This window comes from Streptomyces sp. NPDC048650, from assembly GCF_043199095.1.
Classification (GTDB): domain Bacteria; phylum Actinomycetota; class Actinomycetes; order Streptomycetales; family Streptomycetaceae; genus Streptomyces.
Map to the genome: position 1 here is coordinate 282,681 of NZ_JBICVM010000006.1, position 25,635 is coordinate 308,315.

The 25,635-nt window shown below is 72.5% G+C and carries 20 protein-coding genes; 15 read left to right on the forward strand and 5 right to left on the reverse strand.

What is annotated here, in order from left to right:
* Positions 1-53: 53 nt before the first annotated feature.
* The 3 genes from rocD to ACGFML_RS19300 form a co-directional block, all read right to left on the reverse strand.
* Positions 54-1,295: an ornithine--oxo-acid transaminase gene (gene rocD / locus ACGFML_RS19290; RefSeq protein WP_393545170.1), complete on the reverse strand. Its 1,242-nt coding sequence runs from the start codon at positions 1,293-1,295 to the stop codon at positions 54-56.
* Positions 1,292-2,161, reverse strand: coding sequence for a dimethylargininase (gene ddaH / locus ACGFML_RS19295; protein WP_393545172.1), 870 nt, complete (start codon positions 2,159-2,161; stop codon positions 1,292-1,294). Before ddaH ends, rocD begins: the two co-directional genes overlap by 4 nt.
* A gap of 162 nt (positions 2,162-2,323) precedes the next feature.
* Positions 2,324-2,830, reverse strand: coding sequence for an Lrp/AsnC family transcriptional regulator (locus ACGFML_RS19300; protein ID WP_393545174.1), 507 nt, complete (start codon positions 2,828-2,830; stop codon positions 2,324-2,326).
* Positions 2,831-3,135: 305 nt separating this feature from the next.
* On the opposite strand from ACGFML_RS19300, the gene ACGFML_RS19305 reads away from it, so the two are divergent.
* Together ACGFML_RS19305 and ACGFML_RS19310 are read left to right on the forward strand one after the other, a co-directional pair.
* Positions 3,136-3,930: a GntR family transcriptional regulator gene (locus tag ACGFML_RS19305; protein WP_393545593.1), complete on the forward strand. Its 795-nt coding sequence runs from the start codon at positions 3,136-3,138 to the stop codon at positions 3,928-3,930.
* Between the two features lie 10 nt (positions 3,931-3,940).
* Positions 3,941-5,476: an MFS transporter gene (locus ACGFML_RS19310; RefSeq protein ID WP_393545175.1), complete on the forward strand. Its 1,536-nt coding sequence runs from the start codon at positions 3,941-3,943 to the stop codon at positions 5,474-5,476.
* A 26-nt stretch (positions 5,477-5,502) separates the two neighbouring features.
* Here the strand turns inward: ACGFML_RS19310 and ACGFML_RS19315 are convergent, their stop codons facing one another.
* Positions 5,503-6,783 (reverse strand): amidohydrolase family protein, encoded by a 1,281-nt coding sequence (locus tag ACGFML_RS19315; protein ID WP_393545595.1) that lies wholly within the window; start codon positions 6,781-6,783, stop codon positions 5,503-5,505.
* 694 nt (positions 6,784-7,477) lie between these two features.
* Here ACGFML_RS19315 and ACGFML_RS19320 point away from each other — a divergent pair.
* The 5 genes from ACGFML_RS19320 (at position 7,478) to ACGFML_RS19340 (ending at position 13,714) form a co-directional block, all read left to right on the forward strand.
* On the forward strand, positions 7,478-8,425 hold the full coding sequence (locus ACGFML_RS19320; protein ID WP_393545177.1) for a RimK family alpha-L-glutamate ligase: 948 nt from the start codon (positions 7,478-7,480) through the stop codon (positions 8,423-8,425).
* Complete coding sequence (locus tag ACGFML_RS19325) at positions 8,425-9,300, forward strand: RimK family alpha-L-glutamate ligase (RefSeq protein ID WP_393545179.1); 876 nt, start codon at positions 8,425-8,427, stop codon at positions 9,298-9,300. The genes ACGFML_RS19320 and ACGFML_RS19325 overlap by 1 nt, the downstream gene beginning before the upstream one ends.
* A gap of 79 nt (positions 9,301-9,379) precedes the next feature.
* Entirely contained in the window at positions 9,380-11,608 is a 2,229-nt protein-coding gene (locus tag ACGFML_RS19330) for a family 2 encapsulin nanocompartment cargo protein terpene cyclase (protein ID WP_393545181.1), read from the forward strand.
* A gap of 118 nt (positions 11,609-11,726) precedes the next feature.
* Positions 11,727-12,125 carry a nuclear transport factor 2 family protein gene (locus ACGFML_RS19335; RefSeq protein ID WP_393545183.1) on the forward strand — a complete coding sequence of 133 codons (399 nt, stop codon included), beginning with the start codon at positions 11,727-11,729 and terminating at the stop codon, positions 12,123-12,125.
* A gap of 170 nt (positions 12,126-12,295) precedes the next feature.
* Positions 12,296-13,714 carry an FAD-binding oxidoreductase gene (locus ACGFML_RS19340; protein ID WP_393545184.1) on the forward strand — a complete coding sequence of 473 codons (1,419 nt, stop codon included), beginning with the start codon at positions 12,296-12,298 and terminating at the stop codon, positions 13,712-13,714.
* On the opposite strand, the gene ACGFML_RS19345 is transcribed toward ACGFML_RS19340, so the two are convergent.
* On the reverse strand, positions 13,695-14,339 hold the full coding sequence (locus ACGFML_RS19345) for a hypothetical protein (RefSeq protein WP_393545186.1): 645 nt from the start codon (positions 14,337-14,339) through the stop codon (positions 13,695-13,697). The genes ACGFML_RS19340 and ACGFML_RS19345 overlap by 20 nt on opposite strands.
* A 206-nt stretch (positions 14,340-14,545) precedes the next feature.
* On the opposite strand from ACGFML_RS19345, the gene ACGFML_RS19350 reads away from it, so the two are divergent.
* The 8 genes from ACGFML_RS19350 (at position 14,546) to ACGFML_RS19385 (ending at position 25,475) form a co-directional block, all read left to right on the forward strand.
* The gene (locus ACGFML_RS19350) at positions 14,546-14,872 is read left to right on the forward strand and encodes a hypothetical protein (protein ID WP_393545188.1); all 327 of its coding nucleotides are present in this window, start codon (positions 14,546-14,548) and stop codon (positions 14,870-14,872) included.
* Positions 14,872-16,152, forward strand: a complete 1,281-nt coding sequence (locus ACGFML_RS19355; protein WP_393545190.1) for a putative T7SS-secreted protein — start codon at positions 14,872-14,874, stop codon at positions 16,150-16,152. Before ACGFML_RS19350 ends, ACGFML_RS19355 begins: the two co-directional genes overlap by 1 nt.
* Positions 16,149-16,850 (forward strand): hypothetical protein, encoded by a 702-nt coding sequence (locus ACGFML_RS19360; RefSeq protein ID WP_393545192.1) that lies wholly within the window; start codon positions 16,149-16,151, stop codon positions 16,848-16,850. The genes ACGFML_RS19355 and ACGFML_RS19360 overlap by 4 nt, the downstream gene beginning before the upstream one ends.
* 171 nt (positions 16,851-17,021) lie before the next feature.
* Entirely contained in the window at positions 17,022-18,659 is a 1,638-nt protein-coding gene (locus tag ACGFML_RS19365; protein WP_393545194.1) for a PucR family transcriptional regulator, read from the forward strand.
* Positions 18,660-18,766: 107 nt separating this feature from the next.
* Positions 18,767-21,292 (forward strand): SpoIIE family protein phosphatase, encoded by a 2,526-nt coding sequence (locus tag ACGFML_RS19370; protein ID WP_393545196.1) that lies wholly within the window; start codon positions 18,767-18,769, stop codon positions 21,290-21,292.
* 699 nt (positions 21,293-21,991) lie between these two features.
* Positions 21,992-23,461, forward strand: a complete 1,470-nt coding sequence (locus tag ACGFML_RS19375; protein ID WP_393545198.1) for an amino acid permease — start codon at positions 21,992-21,994, stop codon at positions 23,459-23,461.
* A 122-nt stretch (positions 23,462-23,583) separates the two neighbouring features.
* Positions 23,584-24,537 (forward strand): hypothetical protein, encoded by a 954-nt coding sequence (locus tag ACGFML_RS19380; RefSeq protein ID WP_393545200.1) that lies wholly within the window; start codon positions 23,584-23,586, stop codon positions 24,535-24,537.
* 776 nt (positions 24,538-25,313) lie between these two features.
* Entirely contained in the window at positions 25,314-25,475 is a 162-nt protein-coding gene (locus ACGFML_RS19385) for a hypothetical protein (RefSeq protein ID WP_393545202.1), read from the forward strand.
* Positions 25,476-25,635: the final 160 nt, after the last annotated feature.

The following is a 25,635-nucleotide window of genomic DNA, read 5'->3' on the forward strand; positions in this document are numbered from 1 at the left end:
AAGTGGCCGGGGGTTCTGGCGTGGATCGCCCGGCCTCGGGGGCCGGGTTCACATCACGACGACAGCGCCCGCTCCAGGCTCCCCAGCGCCCCCTCCAGCTCTCCCCGGGTGATGGTCAGGGGTGGGGCGAGGCGGATGGTGGAGCCGTGGGTGTCCTTGGCCAGGACGCCTTCGGCGAGGAGGCGTTCGCTGATGGCGCGGCCGGTGCCGAGGGAGGGGTCGATGTCGACGCCCGCCCACAGGCCCCGGGTGCGGAAGCCGGTGACGCCCTTGCCGGACAGCGCCGCCAGGCCGGTGTTCAGAACCTTGCCCAGTTCGGTCGCGTGGGCCTGGAATTCGCCGGTCGACAGCAGGTCGATGACGGCGGAGCCGACGGCGGCGGCCAACGGATTGCCGCCGAAGGTGGAGCCGTGCTGGCCGGGGCCGAGGACGCTCATCACGTCGCGGCGGGCGACGACGGCGGAGACCGGGACGATGCCGCCGCCGAGTGCCTTGCCGAGCAGGAGGATGTCGGGGACGACGGATTCGTGGTCGACGGCCAGGGTGCGGCCCGTGCGGCCGAGGCCGGACTGGATCTCGTCGGCGATGAAGAGGCAGCCCGCCCGGCGGGTCAGGTCGCGGACGCCGGTGAGGTAGCCGTCGTCGGGGATCAGGACGCCCGCCTCGCCCTGGATGGGTTCGATCAGGACGGCGGCCGTGGTGTCGTCGACGGCCGCCTCGAGGGCGGCGAGGTCGTTGTAGGGGACGACGCGGAAGCCCGGAGTGAAGGGGCCGAAGCCGGAGCGGGCGGTGTCGTCGTCGGAGAAGCTGACGATGGTGGTCGTACGGCCGTGGAAGTTGCCGGCGGCGACGACGATGGTGGCCTGGTCGGCGGGGACTCCCTTGACGTCGTAGGCCCATTTGCGGGCCACCTTGATGCCGCTCTCCACCGCCTCGGCGCCGGTGTTCATCGGGAGCACCATGTCCAGGCCGGTCAGTTCGGCCAGGCGCCCGGCGAAGTCGGCGAGGCGGTCGTGGTGGAAGGCGCGGGAGGTCAGGGTGAGCTGGTCGAGCTGGCGGTGCGCGGCCTCGATCAGCGCCGGGTGGCGGTGGCCGAAGTTGAGGGCCGAGTAGCCGGCCAGCATGTCGAGGTAGCGGCGGCCTTCGACGTCCTCGACCCAGACGCCCTCGGCGCGCGCGATCACGACGGGGAGGGGGTGGTAGTTGTGGGCGAGGACGGGGCCTTCGGCCCGGATGAGGTCGGCCGACGACCGGGGGGCGGGCACGCCGGTGGTACGGGCGGGTGCGGTGGTCATGAACGCATCTCCTGGGTGCAGCACTTGATTCCGCCGCCGGCCTTGTGGAACTCGGAGAGGTCGACGGGGACGGGGAGGTAACCGCGGGCGGTGAGCTGGTCGATGAGGCCGGTGGCCTGCGGGGCGATGAAGACGTGGCGGCCGTCGGAGACGGAGTTGAGGCCGAAGGCCATGGCGTCGTCCCGGGTGGCGAGGATCGCGTCCGGGAAGAGGCGGCGGAGCACCTCGCGGCTGCCGGTGGAGAACGCCTCGGGGTAGTAGGCGAGGGTGGCGTCGCCGCCCGCGCTCCCGTCGCCGCCCGTCCCCGGGGTCTCGTCGAGGACGAAGAGGGCCGTGTCCAGGTGGTAGAAGTGCGGGTCCACCAGGCGCAGCCCGATGGTCGGTACGCCGAAGAACTCCTGCACCTCGGCGTGGGCGTCGCGGGTGGTGCGAAAGCCCGTGCCGGCGAGGACGAAGCGGCCGGCCGGGACGAGGTCGCCCTCACCCTCGCAGACCGATTCCGGCTGGTAGACGTCGTAGCCGGCCGCCTTGAACCAGGTCGCGTACTCGGCGGATTCCGGACGGCGCTGCGGCGCGTGGAAGCGGGAGCCGAAGACCTTGCCGGAGAGGGTGAGCGCGGAGTTGGCGGCGAAGACCATGTCGGGCAACCCCGGTACGGGGGGCACGGTCTCCACCCGGTGGCCGTGGGCGCGGTAGGTGTCGATCAGGCTCAGCCACTGGCGGGTCGCGAGCGCGGTGTCCACCTGCGCGTCGGCGCGCATCCAGGGGTTGATGGCGTACTGCACGTCGAAGTGTCTGGGCTCGCAGACCAGATAGCGCCGGGCGCGCGGTACACGGCTCGGCGGCGCGGAGACATCCCTAGGCACAGAAGCATCCCTTCGCTTCCTGCGGTGGCAGGGGGTGAACAGGCGGGGTGACCGAGTGTCACTGATCGTTACTCGGTGGGTTTCTACGGTAAGGAGCGCCGATTCCGCCCACAAGAAACGAAAGCTGCTCATGAGCGCAGGAATGCTGCGTATCGAGGGGAGTTACTGCGGGTTCGCTGCGTGGATATCGGTGCCGGGGCGCCGGGTGCCGGCATCCGGACTGTCCGGGAGCAGATGGGACAGCACCATGTAGCTGATGGTCTTGCGGATGAACGGTTCGGTACGAATCCGCTCCAGAACTTCCTCGAAGTGCTCGACGTCGGTGGCCCTGACGTGCAGCAACGCATCGGCGCCGCCCGTGACGGTCATCGCGGCGGAGATCTCCGGATGGTTGCGCACGACCTCCGCGAGACGGCGGGGCGGGGCGGCGCTGTCGCAGTACACCTCGACGTACGCCTCGGTGAGCCAGCCGAGCGCGGCGGGCCGCACGGTGGCGGTGAAGCCGGTGATCACGTCGTTCTCGCGCAGCCGGTCGACGCGGCGCTTCACGGCGGTGGACGACAGACCGACGGCCGCGCCGATCTCCGCGAAGCTCGCCCTGCCGTTCTCCATCAGGGCCGCGACGATCTTGCGGTCCAGGGCGTCGAACGGGGCGGTCTTGCTGGGCATGGGCCCACCGTAGCGATCGGCGGGGCCCGGGGCCACGGTGGTGCGGGTGGCGTTGCCCCGGCTCCGGGAACCGAACTCCCAGGTCAGTCATCCATGCAGGTCAGCGGCGGTGGCGTAACTTCGCCGCAACATGGGGCGCCTAGCGTCGGGCGAGTTCGTGGATTCGTGGACGAGTTCGTGGGCGGGTTCGTGGACGGGGACGTCGGCGGGTTCGTCGGGCGGGTTCATCGGAGAAGTCCGTGGGCGTCCGACGGGGGCGTCCACGGGCGTGGCGTGGTGACGGAGGTGGCGTGGTGAGCGATCCGATGCCCCGGGACGGCGCGGCGGCCGGTGAGCCGCTGACGCGGGCCGACCGGGCCCGGCGGGTGGCCCATGTGCTGCGGGGGCAGGTGCTGCGCGGGGCGTTCCCGGGTGGCGTGCTGCCGGACGAGCGGGCGCTGATCGCCGAGTTCGCGACCACGCGGAACACCGTGCGCGAGGCCCTGGGACTGCTGCGGGACGAGGGGCTGGTGGCGCGCCGGCGGGGCGTGGGGACGGTGGTCGTCGGGCGGGCGTACCAGCATCCGCTCGGGGAGCTGTCCGGCCTCGCCGAGGTGCTCCAGCGGCACGGCACGGTGGTCAACGAGGTGCGGGAGGCCAAGGCCGTACAGCCGCCGGGCGCGGTCGCCCGGCGGCTGGGACTGGCCGACGGCGCGCCGGCCGTCTATCTGGAGCGGCTGCGCCGGGTGGACGGCGCCCCGCTGTCCCTGGACTGCACCTACCTCATCCCCGAGGTGGGGGAGCCGCTGCTGGCACGGGGACGGGCCGCGCTGGAGCGGCAGGACGTCTTCGACCTGATCGAGACGGGGGTGGGGGTGCCGCTGGGCAGCGCCGAGGTCGCGGTGCAGGCCGTGGTCGCGGACCCGGCGACCTGCGCGGTGCTGGCGATGCCGGCGGGCGGCGCCGTCCTCGCCGTCGAGCGCCTCACCCGGCTCGCCGACGGTCGCCCCGCCGACCTGGAGTTCATCCACCTGCGGGGAGACCGGCTGACGCTGCACGCCACGCTCGACCGGGCTCGGGTCACGTCCACCGGCCACCCTCGCCCGACTCGCCCGGCGTAGGGGGCCTCCCGTGGAGCTCTCCGGTACGGACGGCGGCCCGGGAACGGGCCCGCGGGCCCGTGTGGACGCCGCCGCGCGCACCGGTGCGCGCGGCCGGCCCGGCGCCCTGATGACCGTTGCCATGTGTCTGTGCGTCACGCTGGTCGTCGGCATGGTCTCGGCCGTGAACCTCGCCATCCCCGGCCTCTCGGCCGGCAGTCTGCACCCGTCCGCCGAGGCCGTGGTGTGGGTCGTGGACGGCTATGTCGTCGTCTTCGCCTGCCTGTTGGTGCCCGCGGGGGCGCTCGCCGACCGCCGGGGCCGCAAGGGCACGTTGCTGGGCGGGATGGGGGTCTTCGCCGCCGGCTCGGCGGTGTGCGCCCTGGCACCGCACGTCGGGGTGCTGATCGCCGGCCGCATGATCAGCGGCGCCGGCGCCGCCGCCGTACTGCCCACCACGCTCGCACTTCTGGTGGACGGGCTGCCGGACGGTCCGCGCCGCAGGGCCATCGCCGTCTGGGCGTCGATGACCGGGCTGGCCGCCGTCCTGGGGAACGTCGGCGGCGGCGCCGCCCTCGCCTCCGGGAACTGGCGGACGCTGTTCGTCTGCCCGGTGCCGCTCGCGGTGGGTGCCCTGCTGCTGGCCGCCGTCGTCACGCCCGTGACCGCCCGCCGCCCGCGCCCGGCCGCGCCGCTCGCCGGCGCCCTGCTGACCGGCGGCGTGCTGGCCCTGCTCTACGGGATCGTGGCCGGACCGCAGTCGGGGTGGGGGAGCCCGGCGGTGCTGGGGGCGTTCGCCGCGGCGGGGCTGCTGCTGACGGCCTGGGTGCGGCACGAGCTCCGGGCCGCCGAACCGCTGCTCGACCCCCGGCTGTTCGCGCTCCCCGGTCTGCGCGCCGGGGCGGTGGGCATGGCGGTGCTGTTCACCGGCATGTTCGGGCTCTTCTACCTCAACGGCCAGTACCTCCAGTACGCCAAGGGCCACGGGCCGTTGGGGGCGGGAGTGCGGCTGCTGCCGATGGCCGCGGCGCTGCTGGCCGGGCCGCGTTGCGGGCTGCTCCTGGAGCGGGTGTGCGGACGGCGCGGCACGGTCGTCGCCGGCATGGCCGTGCTGGCGGGCGGGCTGGCCACGGTGTCCGCCGCCGACGCCCGTACCCCGTACGCGCTCTACGCCCTCGGCGCCGGGCTCACCGCGCTGGGCTGCGGCATCGCCACCCCGCTGCTCTCGCACGCCATGATGGCCGCGCTGCCCGCCGGGCGGGCGGGCACCGGGTCCGGGCTGCAGAGCCTGGCACGGGAGTTGGGCAGCGCGGTCGGCATCGCGGTGACCGGGACGATCACCACCGCGGTCTTCACGGCCCGGCTGCCCGTTCCGCTGGCCGGGCCGGGGCATCCGACGACGGTGGCGGCCGCCGAGGGTCGTCCGGGGGCGGCGCCCGGCGGACGGCTGCACGCGGCGGTCGTCGACGCCTTCACCGGCGGGCTGCACACCGCCACGCTCGTGCTGGCCGGGGGCGTTCTCGTCACGGCGCCGGCCATCGCGCGGTGGCTCCCGAAGGGCCGGTGACCCGGCGCGCACCGGCCCCCTCGCGCCTACCGCGGCTCGACGCGCTGGATCCCTGCCCTCCGTACGACCTCGGGTCCGGTCTTCGCCGCCCGCTGCACCAGCGCGCGGGCGTCCCAGTCCGGGGGCCAGCCCCGCCACAGCCGCAGCCGGCCGCCCACCACCACGGCGGTGATCAGGTCGCGGTTCGCCAGGCGGACCAGTTCCCACCGCAGATCGTAGGAGGGCGTGAGTTCCGGGACGGCGATGTCCACGACGAGGTAGTCGGCGGCCTTGCCGACGGCGATCTCACCGGTCACTCGGCCCAGCCCCAGTGCGTCCGCGCTCCGCGACGTCGCGTGCTCCAGCCACAGCCGGCCGGCCCCGCACACCGAGTCCCCGGTCGCCAGGCCGCTCGTCAGCCGCTGCGCCGACTCCGCCGCGTCGAGCAGCCGGAAGCCGTCGCCGCGGGTGCCGTCGGTGCCCATCCCGAACCGCACGCCCAGCGCGGCCAGCATGGTGGCCTGGGCGACGGCGTTCCCCTTCCAGGCGCTGGCCACCGGGTTGTAGCTGATCGCCGCCCCGGAGTCGGCCAGCATGCGCATCTCGGCGGGGGTGAGCAGGGTGGCGTGAGCGCCGAGGGTGTGCGGGCCGAGGGCGCCGATGTGGTGCAGGTAGTCGACGGGGCGGCGGCCCACGCTCTTCAACGAGCGCTCCACGGAGGCGAGATGTTCGTTGACGTGGATCTGGAGGACCGCACCCGCCTCGGCGCACAGGTCCGCGGTGCGCTTGAGGACGGTGGCCGGCGCGTCCTCGGGGACGGCGATCGCCAGCGACGGATGGATCAGCGGGTGGTGCTCCCACCGGGACAGGTGCGCCGGGCCACCCTTTCCGTCGGAGACGATTTCGGACAGGACGCAGCGGATGCCGGCTTCCTCGGTGCCCCTGGCCAGCGCCGCCACGTCGACCGGGGCGCGGGTGCCGGCGTCGGCGACGGTGGTGAAGCCGCCCCGCAGCGACTCCAGCGCGGCCAACTTCGCCGAGACGTAGGCGCTCTCCTCGTCCAGCGCGTGCTCCAGTGGCTCCCAGACCGTCTTGAAGATCTCCGACGGCTGCCCGAAGGACTGGGCCTTGCCGAAGCTCTGGGTGAGGTGGTGGTGGGCGTCGACGAACCCCGGCATCAGCAGATGGCCGTCCAGGCGTACCGGGCGCAGCCCGGGGTGCGCGGCTGTCAGCTTGCGCACGGGGCCGATCGCGCGGAACTCACCGCCCTCGACGAGGACGGCGTGGCCGCGGACCGGCCCGTCCGGGAGGAGGAGCAGCTCGGGCACCAGGAGCTGCCGGTGGCCGCCGAACCGGTCGGGGTGCGGGGCGCCGTTCCCCGCCGCCCCGGCGGTCGTTGCCGCATGCGCCGGCCCGTCGGCCGCCGCTCCGGCGAGGAGCCCGCCGGCGCCGGTCAGGCCCACATTCCTGAGGAAGCCCCGCCGGCCGACGCCGTCCCGGCCGCCGTCTCCCCGGCCGTCGCCCGGCCCGGCCTCCTGCTGGTGCCGTGTGCCCGGCCGCTGTTCCTGCTCTTCGCTCGCCAACGCGCTCGCCTGCTTCCCTGAATCCGGTACTTCCGCGCTTCGGTGCTCCTGGTCTGCGGTGGATTCCACCGGGGACGTACGCCCTCCGGCGTCCGGGCACGGAGGCGGCGGGTCAGCCGCGCCCACGCCCACGCCGGACGGCACCCGTGTACGAGGTCGGCCGCGCCGGGTGGCCCGACCCTAGGACCACGCCAGAAGCGGAACAAGGCTTCCGACATACGGGATTCGCCAGGTCGGGAAGGTGGTGGCGGAGCCTTCCGCGGCGTCCGGCAAAGCCCAGGTCATGACCCACGGTTCGGGCCCGGACCGGTGGCGTAACTTCGCCGAAACGCCGCCCCGTGCGCGGGGCGGCCGGATCCGGGCCACAGCCCGGTGCCCAAGGTGCGCATGGGATCCTGGTGCGTCATGCGGCGATCACGACAGCTTTGAGGGTGTATCGATGAAACTCTGCTTCCTGGTGGAGGAGCAGTACCGCCACGACGGCATGCCGCTGGACGTGATCCGCCAACTCAGCGCCTGGGGCCACCAGGTGGACGTGGTGTGGCCGGGCCGGTCGCTGATCCGGATATCGGAGGCGATACAGGCGGGCAGCCACGACGCCTGGGTGCTCAAGACCGTCTCCGGCGGCCCCGGCCTGACCCTGCTGGAAGCCGCCGCCACCGTCGGCCTGACGACGGTGAACGACGCCCGGGCGATCCGCGGCGTGCGCGACAAGGCCCTGGCCGCGGTGATCGCCCACCGCAGCGGACTGCCGGTCCCCGTCACCTACGCCGCGGCCCGGGCCGCGGAATTCGCCGAACTCCCCGACGCGGCCTACCCGCTGGTGGTCAAGCCCGCCGACGGCAGCTCCGGACGCGCCGTACGGCTGGTCGCCTCCCCCGACCGCCTGCTCGACCCCGGCTTCGAAGCGGCCGGCGACGGCCTGCTCATCGCCCAGCCGTACGTGCCGAACTCCGGCACGGACCTGAAGGTCTACAGCGTGGCCGGCGAGATCTACGCGACCGAGCGCTGCTCACCGCTGCACCCGGCGCACACCGTCCGCGAACGCCAGGTCCCGCTCACGCCGGAAGTGGCCAGGACGGCGGCCGAGATCGGGGAGGTCTTCGGCCTGGACCTGTACGGGGCGGACATCCTCCTCGGCCCGGACGGCCCGGTGGTCGTCGACATCAACGACTTCCCGAGCTTCCGCCAGGTGCCGGACGCGGTGGCCAAGGTGTCGGACGCGGTGCTGCGGCTCGCACGCACCGGAGGCCGCATGGGGTCCCGCACCGGCGTTCCCGGTCACCCGCCGGCCGGCGGACCGGCCGTCACCGGGCGCACCGCGCACACCCGGCCCCGAGTCGTCCTGGCCAAGACCCGGCCCGCCGCCGCGGTGGGCGGTGCGTGATGCGGATCGCTCTGATCACGGCGGATCCCGGGCACCCGCTGCTGGCGGCCGTCACCGCGCTGCTGACGCCCCGCCACCAGGTGGAGGTCCTGGACCCGGGGAAGGACCACGGGGCGCACCTCACCGAGCCGCCCGCCCCCGGGGACCTCGCCGACGTCTTCCTCCTCAAGGCGCGTACGCCGCGGGCGCTCGCCCTCGCCGCCCGCCTGGAGGAGAGCGGCGCCACGGTCATCAACCCCGCGGCGGCCACCGCCCGGTGCCAGGACCGCGTCACCATGGCGGACCTGGCCCGGAGCGCCGGGTTGCCGTTCGCAGGGACCCGGTACGTCCCCACCCTCGGCCGGCTGGCCGCCGAACCCGGCACGCCCGGCACGCCCCTGGTGGTCAAGAGCCGCCACAGCCGTCGCGGCGACCTGGTGGCCCGGACGGACGGCGCCGCGCAGCTGCGCGCGCTGACCGAGCGGTGGGCCGACGAACCGGTGGTGGTCCAGGAGTTCACCGCCAACAGCGGCTGGGACCACAAGCTGTGGGTGGTCGACGGCCGGCTCTTCGCCGCGCGTCGCCGCTCGGAACTGGCCCCGGAGGGCCGCGGGCCGACGCTGCCGCTGGCGGTGCGCGACCTGCCCGCGCAGTGGACCGAGGCGGCACTGCGGGTCGGGGAGGTCTTCGACCTGGCGGTCTACGGCGTGGACATCCTCGACGCCGGCGGCGGCGCACCGCTGATCGTGGACATCAACGCCTTCCCCGGCATCCGCGGTCAGGCGGGCGCGCCTGCGGCCCTGGCGGAGTTGGCGCTGCGGTCCGCCCGGCGGGACGCGCCGGGGCAGGTGGCGAACAAGTCCTTTACCAACGCCCCGCCGGTTTCCGCAAGTTAATGCTGCGAAAAGCCTAGTCCGCAACACCCCGGGGTAGTGCTGTGCCGTTGGGCGCACCGATGGGGAGAGGGCAGCATCAATGACACAGCCATTCGAATTGCCGGACTTCTACACGCCGTATCCGGCGCGACTGAACCCGCATCTGGAAGAGGCACGGCGGCACTCGAAGGAATGGGCCCGGGGCATGGAAATGCTGGAGGGGTCGAATATCTGGGAAGAGAGCGACCTCGACGCGCACGACTACGCCCTGCTCTGCGCCTATACCCACCCGGACTGCTCCGCCGAAGCGCTCTCCCTCGTCACCGACTGGTATGTCTGGGTCTTCTTCTTCGACGACCACTTCTTGGAGAAGTTCAAGCGGACGCTGGACCGCACGGGCGGGAAGGAATACCTCGACCGGCTGCCGGACTTCATGCCGATGGACCTGGCCACGCCGGTGCCGGAACCGACCAACCCGGTGGAGGCGGGGCTCGCCGACCTGTGGGCCCGCACCGTCCCGGCCATGTCGATCGGCTGGCGGGAGCGTTTCCGGGAAAGCACCGAGCATCTGCTCAACGAATCCCTGTGGGAACTGTCCAATATCAATATCCACCGGGTCCCCAACCCCGTCGAGTACATCGAGATGCGCCGCAAGGTGGGCGGCGCACCCTGGTCGGCGGGCCTGGTGGAGTACGCGACCGGGGCCGAAGTGCCGGCGACGGTCGCCGGTTCACGTCCGCTGCGCGTCCTCAGGGACTCCTTTTCCGACGGTGTCCATCTGCGCAACGACCTTTTCTCCTACCAGCGGGAGACCGAGGAAGAGGGCGAGTTGAGCAATGGCGTGCTCGTCCTGGAGACCTTCCTGAACTGCACGACGCAGGAAGCCGCGAACTCCGTCAACGACCTCATCACGTCGCGCCTCCAGCAGTTCGAGAACACGGTGTTCACCGAACTCCCGGTGCTCTTCGCCGAGAAGGGCCTCGACCCGCACTCCTGCGCGGACGTCCTGGCGTACGCCAAGGGGCTCCAGGACTGGCAGTCCGGCGGCCACGAGTGGCACATGCGCTCCAGCCGCTACATGAACGGCGGCGGCGCCGGGGCCGCCACCGCACCCTGGTCGCCGTTCGCCCTCGGCGGGATCGGCACCTCGGCCGCGGACCTGAAGGTGTCCCTCGCCGCCTCCGAGACGTCGCGCGTACGCCGCTACGGACACATCCCGCACGAGGTCGGGCCGTCCCGGATCCCCGACATCCACATGCCGTTCACCACCACCCTCAGCCCCCATCTGGAGGCCGCCCGCCGCAACTGCATCGACTGGTCGCGCCGGATGGGCCTGCTGGAGCCCCAGCCCGGCGTGCCGTTCTCCGACGTCTGGGACGAGCGCGCGGTGGCCGGCTGCGACTTCCCGCTGTGCGCCGCGGGCATCCACCCGGACGCGAACCCGGAGGAACTCGACCTGAGCTCCCAGTGGTTGACGTGGGGCACCTACGCGGACGACTACTACCCCGCGGTCTTCGGCCGCACCCGCGACCTGGCCGGGGCCAAGGCGACCAACGAACGACTGTCGTCCCTGATGCCCGTCGACGCCTCGGAGCCCGCGCCCGAACCGCTCACCGCGCTCGAACGCGGCCTGGCCGACCTGTGGTCCCGCACCGCCGGCGGCATGACACCGGACGCCCGCCGCTCCTTCCGGGCCGCCGTCGACACGATGACGGACAGCTGGCTCTGGGAGCTGGACAACCAGGCGCAGAACCGTATCCCCGACCCCGTCGACTACATCGAGATGCGCCGGGCGACCTTCGGCTCCGACCTCACGATGGCGCTCTGCCGCATCGGCCACGGCCGGCAGGTCCCGCCCGAGATCTACCGCACCGGCACCCTGCGTTCCCTGGAGAACGCCGCCGCCGACTTCGCGATGCTGGTCAACGACGTCTACTCGTACCAGAAGGAGATCGAGTACGAGGGCGAGGTCCACAACGGCATCCTCGTCGTGCAGAACTTCTTCGACTGCGACTACCCGACCGCCCTGGGCATCATCAACGACCTGATGACCTCCCGCATGCGGGAATTCCAGCACGTCGCCGCCAACGAACTGCCGATCGTCCACGACGACTTCGGCCTCTCGACGGAGGGGCGCGCCGCCCTGGACTCCTATGTCCGGGAGCTGGAGAACTGGATGGCCGGCATCCTCACCTGGCACGACGGGTGCTTCCGCTACCGCGAGTCGGACCTGCGCCATCCGCCGGGCTCCCCGGGGCGGATCGGAGCGCCGGCCGGACTGGGGACGTCCGCGGCACGGGTGCTCCAGGCGATCGGCGCCGGCGGCTGAGTCGCCGGCCGGGTGACCCGGCCGGCTCCGGGGGCACGGCGAGGGGAATGGGGAATACCGTGCCCGCGCCCGACGCTGGCAGGTGCGGATCATCACCGACGCATCTGTGAGGCACCCTGTGAGCGAGACCCGCGCCGTCGTCGAAGAGTTCTACCGCCGCCTGGGCGACGGCGAGATCGAGGAGTTGCTCGAGCTGCTGGCCGAGGAGATCGACTGGGACATCTACGGCGCCGAGGAGGTGCCGTGGACCGGCCGGCGGAGCACGCGCGCCGAGGCCGCCGAGTTCTTCAGGTCGCTCCCCGAACACCTTCGGCTGGAGGCCTTCACGGTGTCCCGCATCGTCGCCGAGGGCGCGGACGCCGTGGCTCTCGGCCATATGCGGCACACCGTCAAGGCGACCGGGAAGGTCTTCGCCTCCCCGTTCGCCTTCCACCTCACGGTCGAGGACGGGAAGATCACCCGCTATGTCACCTTCGAGGACAGCCTCGCCCTGGCCCGCGCGTTCGAGGCGGTCTGAGGCGGTCTGAATTGCGGGCCCTGGTGACCGGCGGGACGCTGGAGGCAACAGCCCCGCGCGGCTCCGCGCTGCCGTCGGGAGGCTGAAATGGCGGGGCCGCCGGAGTTCGGCCGGGAGGCCCGGACGCCCGGGTGGGTTGCGGCCGGCACCTCCTCGAGGAGAGGTTCGCCATGGACGGCACCACGCTGGAAGAGATGCGCACCGCGCTGCGCGGGCCGGTGATCGGCCCCCAGGACCCGGCCTATTCCGAGGCCCGCACGATCTACAACGCGATGATCCACCGGAGCCCGGCCGCCGTGGTGCGGTGCGCGGACGCGGCGGACGTGATGGCCGCGGTCCGTTTCCTCCGCGACCACGGCCTGCCGCCGGCCGTCCGGGGCGGCGGCCACAGCGGCGCCGGCCTCTGCGTCCGGGACGACACCGTCACGATCGACCTGACGCCGAACCGGTGGGTGCGCGTCGACCCCGAGGCGGGGACCGCGGACGTGGGCGGCGGCACCCTGCTCGGCGACGTCGACCACGCCACGCACGCCTTCGGCCTCGGCCTTCCCTCCGGGATCGTGTCCACGACCGGCGTCGGGGGCCTGACCCTCGGCGGCGGGCACGGCCACCTCACCCGCAAGTACGGCCTGACGGTGGACAGCCTGACCGGCGCCGACGTGGTCCTCGCCGACGGCAGCTTCGTCAGGGCCAGTGCGACCGAACACCCGGACCTGTTCTGGGCGCTGCGCGGCGGCGGGGGCAACTACGGGGTGGTCACCGCCTTCACCTTCCGGCTGCGGCCCGTGCACACGGTGGGCATGGGGGTGACCCTGTGGCCCGTCGACCAGACCCGCGAGGTGCTGGAGTGGTACCGCGACTTCCTCCCGGCGGCACCCGAGGACCTGAGCGGATTCTTCGCGCTGCTGGTGGTGCCGCCCGCGCCGCCGTTCCCGGAGGAGATCCACGGCCAGAAGATGTGCGCGGTGGTGTGGTGCTGGACGGGCGAACCGGCGGCCGCGGAGACGGTGCTCGCGGTGCCGGACGGGCCCGGGGCGCCGACCTTCCACTTCGCGGCGCCGATGCCGTATCCGGCGCTGCAGAGCATGTTCGACGACCTGATGCCGGCCGGACTGCAGTGGTACTGGCGGGGCGCGTTCTTCGACCGGATCACGGACGAGGCGATCGGCGTCCACCTCAAGTACGGGGAGAACCTCCCCACCGATCTGTCGACGATGCACCTCTACCCGGTCAACGGTGCCGCGGCGCGGGTGGGCCGGGACGACACCGCGTGGGCCTACCGCGACGCCGTCTGGTCCGGCGTCATCGCGGGCATCGACCCCGATCCGGACAACGCGGAGGCCATCAAGCAGTGGTCGGTGGACTACTCCGAGGAGCTGTACCCGCAGTCGATGGGCGGGTCGTATGTGAACTTCATGGGCACGGGCGAGGGGCCCGACCGGGTCCGGGCCACCTACCGGGACCACTACGACCGGCTGGCGGAGGTGAAGCGGACCTACGACCCGGACAACTTCTTCCACGCGAACCAGAACGTGGTGCCGGCGGGTCGGTGGACGTCCTCGGACAGCGCTAGAAGTCCCGGCGCCTGACCTCCATCAGGCCGGTGCCGTCCGGGAGGGCGAGGACGCCGTGCGCGGTGTCGCCGGCGTACCGGGCGCCCTCCTCCATGGCCTGGTCCCAGCGGCGGCGGTGGACGGGGTTGCGGGCCGAGGCGCCCCTGACGCCGTCGCCCGTCTTGCGGACCGTGACGCTCCCGGCCGCCCCGGTGTCCTCGTCGGCGTCGGCGGGCAGCTCCACGGCGACGCCGTGCGGGTCCTTGACGCCGGACTTCCGGTGCGCGCCGGCGATCGGACGCCACGGTTCGGCCCGCAGCACGCCGCGGATCCGGGCCAGGCACCGCAGAGAGCCGAGCCGGAGATAGAGGAGACAGAGGTAGGAGAGGAACAGCAGGGCGCCGAGCCCACCGACCAGGTTCCGCCCGGTCCTGGCGGGCAGGTCGAGCTCGCCGAGCAGGCTGACGCCGACGAACAGCGCCAGCCACAGCACGGTCCACAGGGTCAGACTCCAGCGCACCCGGCGGCGGGCCTTCGTCCACGCCTCGCGGGTGGCCGGCCGGTCGAACGCCGCCTCGCCCGGGGCCGGTTCCGGGCGCGCCCTGCGGTCCGCCGCGCGCCGGGCCCTCTCCCGGGCAGCCTGGATGCGGGCGTCGTCCACGGGTCCTCCTCGTAGGCGGTCCTCTCGGACCTCGAGAGCGCCGGTCTTGTGGTGCGGCCGGACGGTCCCGCCGTCCAAGGGACAAGAGCCGTCCCGGCATTTACTCATATATTAAACTGCCGCCGATCGACGCCATAAGGGAATGTCTGTTCTGTCCTGCATGTGTCGCCTACTCGCTTCGCCTGGCACCAAGAAGGGCCATTTTCATGGGGGATCATTTCAAGACCGATACGGATCAGTTGGACAGATTCGTCAGGTCGCTGCAGGACTCGCTCAAAGAGCTCGATGACGCGCGCAATGCCCTCGCGCACGTCCGTGCCGATCAGATAGGCACGGGGCGGCTCGACGAGGCGTGCGACACCTTCCAGGAGAAGTGGAAGTACGGGTCCGAGCAGCTCAAGGAAATGATCAGCACCATCAGTGAGGGCGTAAAGGCCAACAAGCTGAGCTACCAGGAGCTCGAGGACAACCTCTCGACGGCCTTCAAGCAGATGGAAAAGGCCGCGACTTCGTCCGGCGGAGGACACGGCTGATGGCCGACAATCCGTACCCGCACCTCGGCTGGAATCCGGTCCCGGGAATTCCGGGCGAGGTCTCCGCACTGCAACGCAAGGTGCAGGACGCAGCGACCGCCCTGAGCAACTCGCACCGGCAGATCGAGCGGCTGCTCGGCGAGAGCAGCCACTGGGAGGGGGACGCGGCGGACGCGTTCCGCGACGCACTCGAGGGCGATCTCCCGACGTATATGAAGAATGCGGCGCATTCCCTGGAGAAAGCCGCCACCTGGCTGGGCACATGGGACGGCGATCTCACCTCCCACCGGGACCTGGCCGCGAAGTACGACGGGGAGGCGGCCCAGAAGAAAGAAGCCGCCGACAAGGCCAGGACCCGTCGCGACCAGGCCGCTCGGAACCCGGACCTCGAACTCGGCGGCAAGGAATACCCCGGTCAGGCCGAGGCCGATGCCGCGACGGCCCGGCTGCGCGCCGCCGAACGCGCGCTGAACGAGGCGACCACGCACCTCGACAACGCCGACTCCGCCCATGAGAACGTCCTCAAAAAGGCGCGGGAGTTGGAGGGCGACCACACCCACCGCGCCGACGAAATAGCCGGCAAGCTCGACGAGGCCGACGACAAACTGGCTCCCAAGGAGCCGGGCTGGTTCAGCAAGACGCTCGACGCCATCGGCGAGGGCATCAAGGCGGCCATCGACTTCCTGGTCGAGCACGCCGGAACGATCGGCGCCATCGCCGGTCTGCTGGCGCTCTTCCCGACGCCGCTGGCGCCGCTCTTCGCCGGAATCGCGGTGGCCGCCAGCGCGGTGTCCATGGGCAAGAACCTCGCGAGTGAGGACTTCCGGGACTCGTTGACCGGCGCATACGGCTGGAAGGAGGGGCTGACCGCATGGGCGTCCGTCGGCGGAGACACCCTGGGCATGGTGCCCGGCGTCGGCGCCCTGGCCCGCGCGGGCAGCGAGGCGGGTCTCGCGGCGGCCGTCGCCCGGGAGGGCGGCGAGGCCATGTCGGCCGGCAGCAAGCTGGGCTCCTTCACCAAGGAAGTGGTGCCCGCCTTCTCGTACAAGGCACTCGACGTCGCCACCAGCGCCAAGACCTGGGACTTCGCCGTCAACGGCGTCAATGTCGCGGCGAACACGGCGTCGTCGCTGGAGAGCCTCCACGTGATCCCGGACGGCGGTTCCGGACACGACGCCGCCGAGGGCACCAAGGCGGCGGCGGCCTCGACGGGGATCACCGGCGCGGCCACCGAGATCGCAGCCGATATCGGCGAACTGGCGAGGGGGATCCGGCTGTGAACGACCGTTTCGATGTTGCCGTGGCCGAGCCGAAGCCGCTCTTCTGGTACGGACTCCCGCACGGATACCAGCAGTTGGACCTCGACCCGTCCCCCGAGGGCCTCGACGAGGTGGCGCAGCGGATACGCGAGCTGCCCGAGGAGTTCCGCGACCGCGCCGACCAGGTGTTCCGGCTCTACGCCGTCGTCCTGACCAAACTGCGCAAGCACGAGGTGCTGGGCTGTGCGCTCGGCGTGCACCCGGACGACGGCGGTGCGGCCGCGATGTCCGTCATCACCGTCTCCAGCCTCCCGATGCCCGGCGTGAACCCCAAGGTCGTGCTGACCAAGATGCTGGCCGACTCGACCGGCACCGGGCCCGACGAGGGCATCCGGCCGGTGGAACTGCCCATCGGCACCGGCTTCCTGGTCCAGTCGGAGCGCACGACGGTGGCGCCGGGCCTGCCCCCCGAGGGCCAGGAGGAGCCTTTGGAGGGCACGATCTGGCAGGGGCTGGTGGCCGTACCGGACATCGCCTCGTCGTCGGTGATCACCGTGCAGCTGGTGACCGGGTCGGTGGCGCTCGCCGACGACTACCGCGAGGTGCTGCTCGGCACCGCCCGCACGCTCTCCCTGACCGATCCGGCCGCGGCCGACGAGGAGCCCGGCCCCGGAGCGGCTTCCGGCAGGACGGAAACGGTGCGGAGTGTCTTCGGGTGAGCGCGGCGGACGGCGGCTGCGGGCGGCCGCCGGGGCGGCGCGCACCGCGCGGGCGGCCCGCGCCGGGATCGCGCGCCGCCGCCCGCTGCCCGCAGGGCCGTCCGCAGGCAGTGGCGGTTTTCCGGAGCGCATAGCATCAGTAACAGGTCCGACCCACCGAAGGCGCCGATCATGGATCCAGCTCCCGCGGCACCGCCACCCCGCACCGGCATCAGCCTGCGTCAGCTGCTGATGGCGCTGGGCGAGCCCCTGGTGGAGCTCCAGGCCGCGCCCGGCGGGCTGGACGTGGAGATCCGCAGCGTCGCGCTGCTCGACCCCGAGGATCCGCCCGCCGTCCCTCCCGGCGCCCTGGTGCTGGCGATCGGCGCCCGCGGCCGCGCCGCCTTCCCCGCGCTGCGGGCCGCCGGCCGGGACGGGGCCGCCGCCGTCGCCGTCAAGCTGGACGCTCCCGGGCAGGCCACCGTCCTCAGCGAGACCGCCGCCGACGCCGGGGTCGCGCTGCTGTCCGTACGGCGCGACGCGCGCTGGGAGCAGGTGGACGCGCTGGCCCGCGCGGCCCTGGAGGACGTGCCGTCGGGGCGCGGCGGTGAGCGGGGCGAGGAGGGCGACCTCTTCGCGCTGGCCCAGACGACGGCCGTGCTGACCGGCGGCATCGTCAGCATCGAGGACACCGCCAACCGCGTGCTCGCCTACTCCCGGTCCACCGACTCCGACGAGGTCGACGATCTGCGGCGGCTGTCCATCCTGGGCTGGCAGGGCCCGGAGGCGTATCTGGCCCGGCTGCGGAAGTGGGGCGTCTTCCAGCGGCTGCGCGCCTCGGACGAGGTGATCCGGATCGACAGCCATCCCGAGCTGGGTATCCGCCGCCGCCTCGCGGTGGCCATCCGCTCCGGGGAGCGGCAGCTGGGCACCATCTGGGTGCAGGAGGGCTCGTCGGCGCTGACCGAGCACGCGGACCAGGCGCTGCTGGGCGCGGCCCGGGTCGCCGCCCTCCATCTCGTACGCCGCCGCCGGGAGCTCTCCGCCGATCTGACGCTGACCCGGACCCTGGCGGCCGGGCTGCTGGAGGGCAACACCGGGCCGCAGCCACTGGCGAGCCACCTCGGACTGGACGCGGCCCGCCCCGCGGCGGTGCTGGGCTTCTCCTACGGCGCCGCCGAGGCCACCGCGTCCGCCTCCGAGCTGACCCGCGCCGAGGTCGGCAACCTGATCTCGGTGCACATCGCCGCCCGGCACCGCAGCGCCCTTGTCACCCAGGCCGATGCGCGGATCTACGTACTGCTGCCCCAACTGCCGCGCAGCATCGACCTGGGCATCCTGCGCGGCTGGGGGCAGGAGATCACCGAGGCCGCGCGCCGTCATCTGGGGCTGTCGCTGCGCGGATCGGTCGGCTGCATCGTGCCGGCGCTCGGGGACGTCCCGGACTCCTGCCGGGAGGCGGACCGGATCCTGGACGCCATGGTGCGGGTCGGTGTCGCCACGACGGTCGCCGCGCTGCCCGACATCCAGGCGGAGGTTCTGGTCAGCGAACTCCTGGCGCTGCTGACCGCGCATCCCGACATACGTGATCCGCGGCTGACCGCCCTGGTGGCGCACGACAGCCGCAGCCAGGGGCAGCTCGCCGAGACCGTCCTCGCCTATCTGAACGCCTTCGGGGACGTCCGGGCCGCCGCGGCCGAGCTGCATGTGCACCCCAACACGCTGCGCTACCGGATCCGCCGGGCCGAGGAGCTCACCGGCCTGGATCTGAGCCGCCCCGACCAGCGGCTGCTGGCGATGCTCCAGCTGCGGTTGCCGCCCGCGCTCTGACCCGCCGCCGGGCCCCCGATACCCGTAGACCCTTCTAAACTGGTCCATATGCGACATCGGGTTGCTGGGGGCCGCCGGGGGTCGACGGGAGGGGTGACGGGCGGGCGATGACGACCTCGGAGAACGGTCCACCGGGCGGGGCAGCCCCGGCATGCGACATGGCGAAGGCGGCCACCGCCGAACTGGACGCGCAGGGGCGGGTGGTGACCTGGACCCGGGCGGCGGAACGGCTGCTCGGGTACCGCGCCGAGGAGATCCTCCGCCACCCCGCCGCGGAACTGCTGGCGCTGCCCGAGGACGCGGCGCGGGTGGCCGCCGTCGCGCGGTGGTGCCGGGCAGGGGAGGGCTGGGGCGGCTCGGTCGCTGCGCGGCGCCGGGACGGCCGGGAACTCCAGCTGGCGGTGCAGATCACGCCCGTGGTCGACGGGGCCGCGGCGGCCGACGAGGCGGACGGCCCGGCCGGTGAGCGGTGGTCGGTCCTGGCCCTGGAGGAGTGGCGGCTGCCCGGCGGCGGGATCAACCAGCTGATGCTGGAGCCGTTTTTGGCCCATGCGCCCGTCGGCATGGCCGTCCTCGACACCAGCCTGCGCTACGTCTGGGTCAACGAAGTGCTGGAGCGGCTGATCCCCCTGGAGCGGCGGCTGGGGCGGACGGTGCACGAGGTCCTGCCACAGCCGGAGGCCGAGGCGTTCGAGGAGCGGATGCTGCGCGTCCTTCGGACCGGCTCCCCGGTGATGGACTTCGAATTCCGCAGCCCCACCTACGCGGACCCCCGCCAGGAGCGCGCCTACGCCGCCTCCTTCTTCGTGCTGGCGGACCCCCAGGGGCGGCGCGTCGGCATCTGGTACATGGTCATCGACGTCACCGAACGCTGGCGCGCCCAGGAACGCCTGGCCCTGCTCAACGACGCCAGCGCCCGCATCGGCAGCACGCTCGACGTCAGCCGCACCGCCCAGGAACTGGCCGACGTCGCGGTGCCGCCGTTCGCCGACTTCGTCGCCGTGGACCTGCTGGACTCGGTCCTGCGGGGCGAGGAACCGGCACCCGGACCGGTGTCCAGCACCCCCGTCATGCGCCGCTGCGGCCAGCAGTCCGTCCACGACGGCTGCCCGGAGGCGGGCCCGGCTCTCGGGGAGGCCGTCCAGCGCGCTCCCTCCTCCCTGACCGCCCGCTGCCTGCTGGAGGGCCGGGCCCTGGTGGAGCGGGTCCTGGACCCGGAGCGCAGCACCTGGGTCGCCGAGACCCCGGAGCGGCCGGCGGTCGTCCGCGCCTTCGGGTTCCGTTCGGTGCTGGTGGCGCCCCTCCGGGCCCGGGGCGTCACCCTGGGCGCGGCCACCTTCGTGCGCTCGGCGCGGCTGGGCCCGTTCGAGGCGGACGACGTACGGCTCGGCGAGGAACTCGTCGCCCGCGCCGCGGTCTGTGTGGACAACGCCCGCCGCTTCACCCGTGAACGCGCCGCGGCCCGGGTCATGCAGCGCAACCTGCTGCCGCACGAACTGACCGGCGGCTCCGCGCTCGACGTGGCGTCCTGGTACTACCCGGCGGACGCGCCGAGCGGAGTGGGCGGGGACTGGTTCGACGTGATTCCGCTCTCCGGCGCCCGGGCCGCCCTGGTCGTCGGGGACGTCGTCGGACACGGCATCAACGCCGCGGCCACCATGGGCCGGCTGCGCACCGCCGTCCGCACCCTCGCCAACCTCGACCTGCCGCCCGACGAACTGCTGGCCCGGCTGGACGACCTGGTCATCGGCCTGGTGGAGACGCGCAGCGCCGACGCGGCGGCGGAGGCGGAGAACGCGAGCGTGGCCGCCACCCTCATGGGGGCGACCTGTCTGTACGCGGTGTACGACCCGGTCAGCAGGAAGTGCACCATGGCGCGGGCCGGCCACCTCCCGCCCGCGATCGTCGCTCCCGACGGCACGGTGGACTTCCCGGACCTGCCCGCCGGCCCACCGCTCGGCCTCGGGACGACGCCCTTCGAGTCCGTCGAGCTGGAGCCGGCCGAGGGCAGCCTGATCACGCTCTTCACCAACGGCCTCATCGAGACCCGCGAACGGGACATCGGCGTCGGGATGTCCCGGCTGGCCGAGGCCCTCGCGCGGCCCTCGGCGTCCCTGGAGGGCACCGGCAGAGAGGTGATCAAGGCGCTGCTGACCGGCCCGCCGGCCGACGACGCGGCCCTGCTGCTGGCCCGCACCCGCGTGCTCGGCGCCCACCAGGTCGCCTCCTGCGAGCTGCCCGCCGACCCGGCCCTGGTCGCCGCCGCCCGCACGTTCGCCGACCGCCAACTGACGGCCTGGGGCATGGGCGAGCTGCTGTTCACCACGGAACTGATCGTCAGCGAGCTGGTCACCAACGCCGTCCGGCACGCCGCCGGCCCCCTCACCCTGCGCCTGATCCGTCAGGACGGGCTGATCTGCGAGGTCTTCGACACCTCGGGCACCTCACCGCGGCTGCGCCACGCCCGGACCACCGACGAGGGCGGGCGGGGACTCTTCATCGTCGCGCAGCTGACGCATCGGTGGGGGACGCGCTACACGCCCACGGGAAAGGTCATCTGGACCGAGCAGAAGGCGGTCCCGGCGGAGGCGGCCCCGGCGGAGGCGGCCCCGGCGGCGGACCTGCCGGAGTGAGCCCGCCGTCGTCCACAGGTGCCGCCGCGCCGCCCGGCCCGCAGCACTCCGCCCGGCCCGCCGGATTCCCGCTCCCTTTTCCTTGCACGCACCATCGAATTTCCTTGCATTCGCCATCGAATTACTGGTCTCATTCATCCGGCATTTCGCTCCCTGTTCCGCCGCCGTCGCCCACCGCTGCTGAAGTGGGCGATGTAGCGGGAATCACTCCGGGGATTGCGCGGGCGCTGCCCGCTGTCCGCACGGCCAACGCCTCACCGGCCCGACCGCACGTCCTCACCTGCGCCGCGCCGCCTTCTCCGGGCGGATGGCACGCCTCTCGCGCACGGCGACGTTGGCCGACCGCACAGCTCTCGGGGACGAATTTGTCGGGGTGAACAAATACGCCGTTGCGGATTGCCGCATACGCTTGCGCAAATCCAATCCGGACGTGATGCGGCTCACCTCCCACAAGGAGGACGGGCACTAGCGTGGCCGCGCGGTAGGCGCTTCCCCCACCCACGCAGGCATCAGAAGACCGCGGACCCCTCTTGCCGCCGCGGCCCCACATGCGTCAGGGCCAGGATCGCCACCTGCCCACCGGCCCATGCGCCCGCCCGGACACGAGAACGCCACCGAGAACCCCTGTCGAACAGCTACCCGAGGCGATCCCTGCCGTCACCCCGTGCACGACCCCTCCAACCCTCAATGGATGTCGCGATGACTACACCTCCCTCCAGCCCTGTGGCTGCGCCGCCCGCACCTCCCGGTGACGGCCAGGCCCCTGGACAGTCAGGTCTGCAATCGGGCCTCAAGAACCGCCATCTGTCCATGATCGCCGTCGGCGGGGTCATCGGCGCCGGCCTCTTCGTGGGCTCCGCCTCGGGGATCAAGGCGGCCGGCCCCGGCATCCTGCTCTCGTACGCCCTGGTCGGCGCGCTGGTCGTCTTCGTGATGCGGATGCTCGGCGAGATGGCCGCGGCCAACCCGACGTCCGGCTCCTTCTCCGCCTACGCGGACCGGGCGCTCGGCCGCTGGGCGGGCTTCTCCATCGGCTGGCTGTACTGGTTCTTCTGGGTCGTGGTGCTCGCCGTGGAGGCGACCGCCGGTGCGGCCATCCTCACCAGCTGGGTCCCGGCCGTCCCGCAGTGGGCCTGGGCTCTGATCGTGATGGTCGTCCTCACCGCCACCAACCTCGCCTCGGTCGCCTCGTTCGGTGAGTTCGAGTTCTGGTTCGCGGGCATCAAGGTCGTCGCCATCGCGGCCTTCATCGTCCTCGGCGGCCTGGCGGTCTTCGGCGTGCTGCCCGGTTCCGACAACGCCGCGACCGGCTTCAGCAACCTCACCGCGCACGGCGGGTTCCTGCCCCACGGGCCCAGCGCCATCCTCACCGGCGTGCTGATGGTCGTCTTCTCCTTCATGGGCAGCGAGATCGTCACCCTCGCCGCCGGTGAGTCCGAGGACCCGCAGCGCGCGGTCACCAAGGCCACCAAGAGCGTGATCTGGCGAGTCGGCATCTTCTACCTCGGCTCGATCCTGATCGTCGTCTCCCTCCTGCCGTGGAACGACCCCTCGATCGCCAAGAAGGGCTCGTACGTCGCCGCCCTCGACTCCATCGGCATCGCGCACGCCGGCCAGATCATGAACGTCATCGTGCTGACCGCGGTGCTCTCCTGCCTCAACTCCGGCCTCTACACCGCCTCCCGGATGGCCTTCTCCCTCGGCCAGCGCGGCGATGCCCCGAAGGCCTTCGCCCGTACGAACTCCCGGGGCGTCCCGCAGGCCGCGATCCTGGCCTCCGTACTCTTCGGCTTCGTAGCGGTCGGCTTCAACTACGTGTGGCCCGACACCGTCTTCCAGTTCCTGCTGAACTCGTCGGGCGCGGTCGCGCTCTTCGTGTGGCTGGTCATCTGCTTCTCGCAGCTGCGGATGCGCGGCATCATCCTGCGCGAGAACCCCGACAAGCTCGTCGTCCGGATGTGGCTCTTCCCGTACCTGACCTGGGCGACGATCGCGATGATCTCGTTCGTGCTGGTCTACATGCTCACCGACGACAGTGAGGGCGGCGGGCGGATCCAGGTGCTGCTGTCGGTGCTCCTGGCCGTGGTGGTCGTCGCCATCTCGCTCGTCCGCGACCGGCTCGGCCGCAACGGCGACCGCGCCGGACGGAACAACCTCACCTCCCACTAGGACTGCCTGCAAAGTCCCAGGGCTGTACGGGTGGCGGCGTGCATGACACGCTGCCGCCCGTACAGCGCGTCCCGCACCACCACCGCTCCGTAAGCCACACCATCGGAAGGCCGCCGGAAGACATGCCCGCCTTCATACGCCGCCGCAGATCCAGCTCTCCCCGCCTGGTCCCCGAGCTCGACGACCGCGCCTTGGGCAAGGTCCGCAAACGCGTCGAAAACTGCTGGTCCCGGGGCTCGCTCGACACCGCCGTCATGGCCCTGCTGGCGCAGGTGATCGACGACGCCGGTACGGACTGGGACCGCAAGGCCCACCGCCTCCAGGTGCTCGCCGCCTCCGCGGGGCGGTCGCTGCCCGGCATCTGGCACCAGCACAGTCCCCGCCACCAGGGGGCACTGCTGCTCCACGCCTGGTCGGACCTGGTCCAGGCCCGCCAGCAGCCCTCCGGCACCGATCTGAGCGAGACACGCGAGACCTGCCGCCGCGCCGCCGAGCTGCTCCCCGCCGACCCCACCCCCTGGACGCTGCACCTGGCGACCCTCCGCCTGGAGCGGCGCCCCACCCGCGAACTGTCCCCGATCTGGCGAGAGATCAAGGACCGCGACCCCTGGAACCGGGAGGCACACCTCCAGGCCCTGGGCTATCTGTCACCCGAGGAATGCGGCTCCAGCGTCCTGGTCCTGGACCTGCTCGACGGTCTGCGGGCCTCGATGCCGCCCGACGCCCCCACCGCGGGCCTGGAACTGACCGCCATCGTCCGCAACCACCAGCGCGCCGTCGCCATCGGCGGCCTGATGGCCCTCGGTGCCGCGGAGGTCTGGCGCCGGGCCGACGTCGCCAAGGCCCTCGACCAGGCGGCGAGCGACTGGCTGACCCCGGGCTTCCTCACCCACGCCGCGGCGCGGGCCGACCTCAACCTGCTGGCCTACGCCTTGCTCAAGTCCACCCGCAACGCCGAGGCCGGCGCCGTGCTGCGCGCGACGGAAGGCATGGCTGCCCCCTGGCCGTGGAGTGCGGACGGGGACCCGATGGAGCGCTTTTCGCACTTCTACGAACGGCATCGCGACGGCGGCTGACCGGCGCGGACGGGCCGGCCGGCACTCGGCCGCCGGCCCGCCGCTTTCGGCGGGCCGGACGGGCTCGACGGGCTCGACGGCGCCCGGACGATGTCCGAAACACGCTTGTGCCGACGACGGCGAGCTGAAGCCGCGTCAGACGGCTGCGCAGCAGACGGATTTCGGGGCCGCCCGTGCACGGCTGCGGGCGGCGGGCGTCCAGCCGGGCTGATCGACCACGACCCGTCGGCACCCCTGGGCGGGGCGGCCGCGCGCCGTCGTCGGTTTCCTTCGTCGGCTCCTTTCCGTTGGCCTCCGTGGCCGCCATCTCGCCTGCCGCGTAACCGAATTGACGCAACGTCAGGTGCCGATGGCGCCCCCGGACGCAATGAACGCGGGCCCATCCGTTGCGCCCCCGCCCGGCGCCTCCCGCCCTGCCCCCACTCCAGCTCTCGCGCTCCGCCCCTCCCCGGTGTGCACGCGAGCTCCTCGCGCCCCGGAAGGGCCTTCCGCGCCCTCCGCCCCCGCCGACCGCCCCTGCCGACCGCCGCTGTCGCCGCCCCTGGTGGCGGTCCGCCGCCCGCCCGGCGGGCCGTTTCCGGGGCCGGAGGGGCAGGCGGCGGACCGCTGTACGCGATCCCACGCTGTGGGGTCACGGAATGACAAAGGGTCATATTTCCGTTTTGCGTGAAAATTCACGGAAAGTCCCTTGTTGGGAGCAATAAGGCGTCGTAGCCTCGAAAGTGTCGTGGTCGTACAGGGCACGACGAGACCAAACGGAATAGCAGGAGGCGATCATGAGCTTCCGAAAGGTCTTTCCCCGCAGGCGCCGGCACGGTGGCGGCGGCTGGGGTGACTGGGACGACTGGGGTGGATACGGCGGATACGGCGGATATGGACGCCGTCGTCGGTTCCGTCGTCGGCTGCGTCGGCGCCGGTACTTCGGGTACTACGACTAGGTCGGTTCGCTGACCGGTTGTCCCCCTTCAGTAGTCCTGAACGAGATGTCCTGAGACGAGGCGGGCTCGCGCACTGCGCGAGTCGGCCTCGTGTCTTTGGGCCCGGAATGGGCCCGGGACCCATCGGTCCCGTGACCTCGAGCGAGGGTGAGACGCAGCG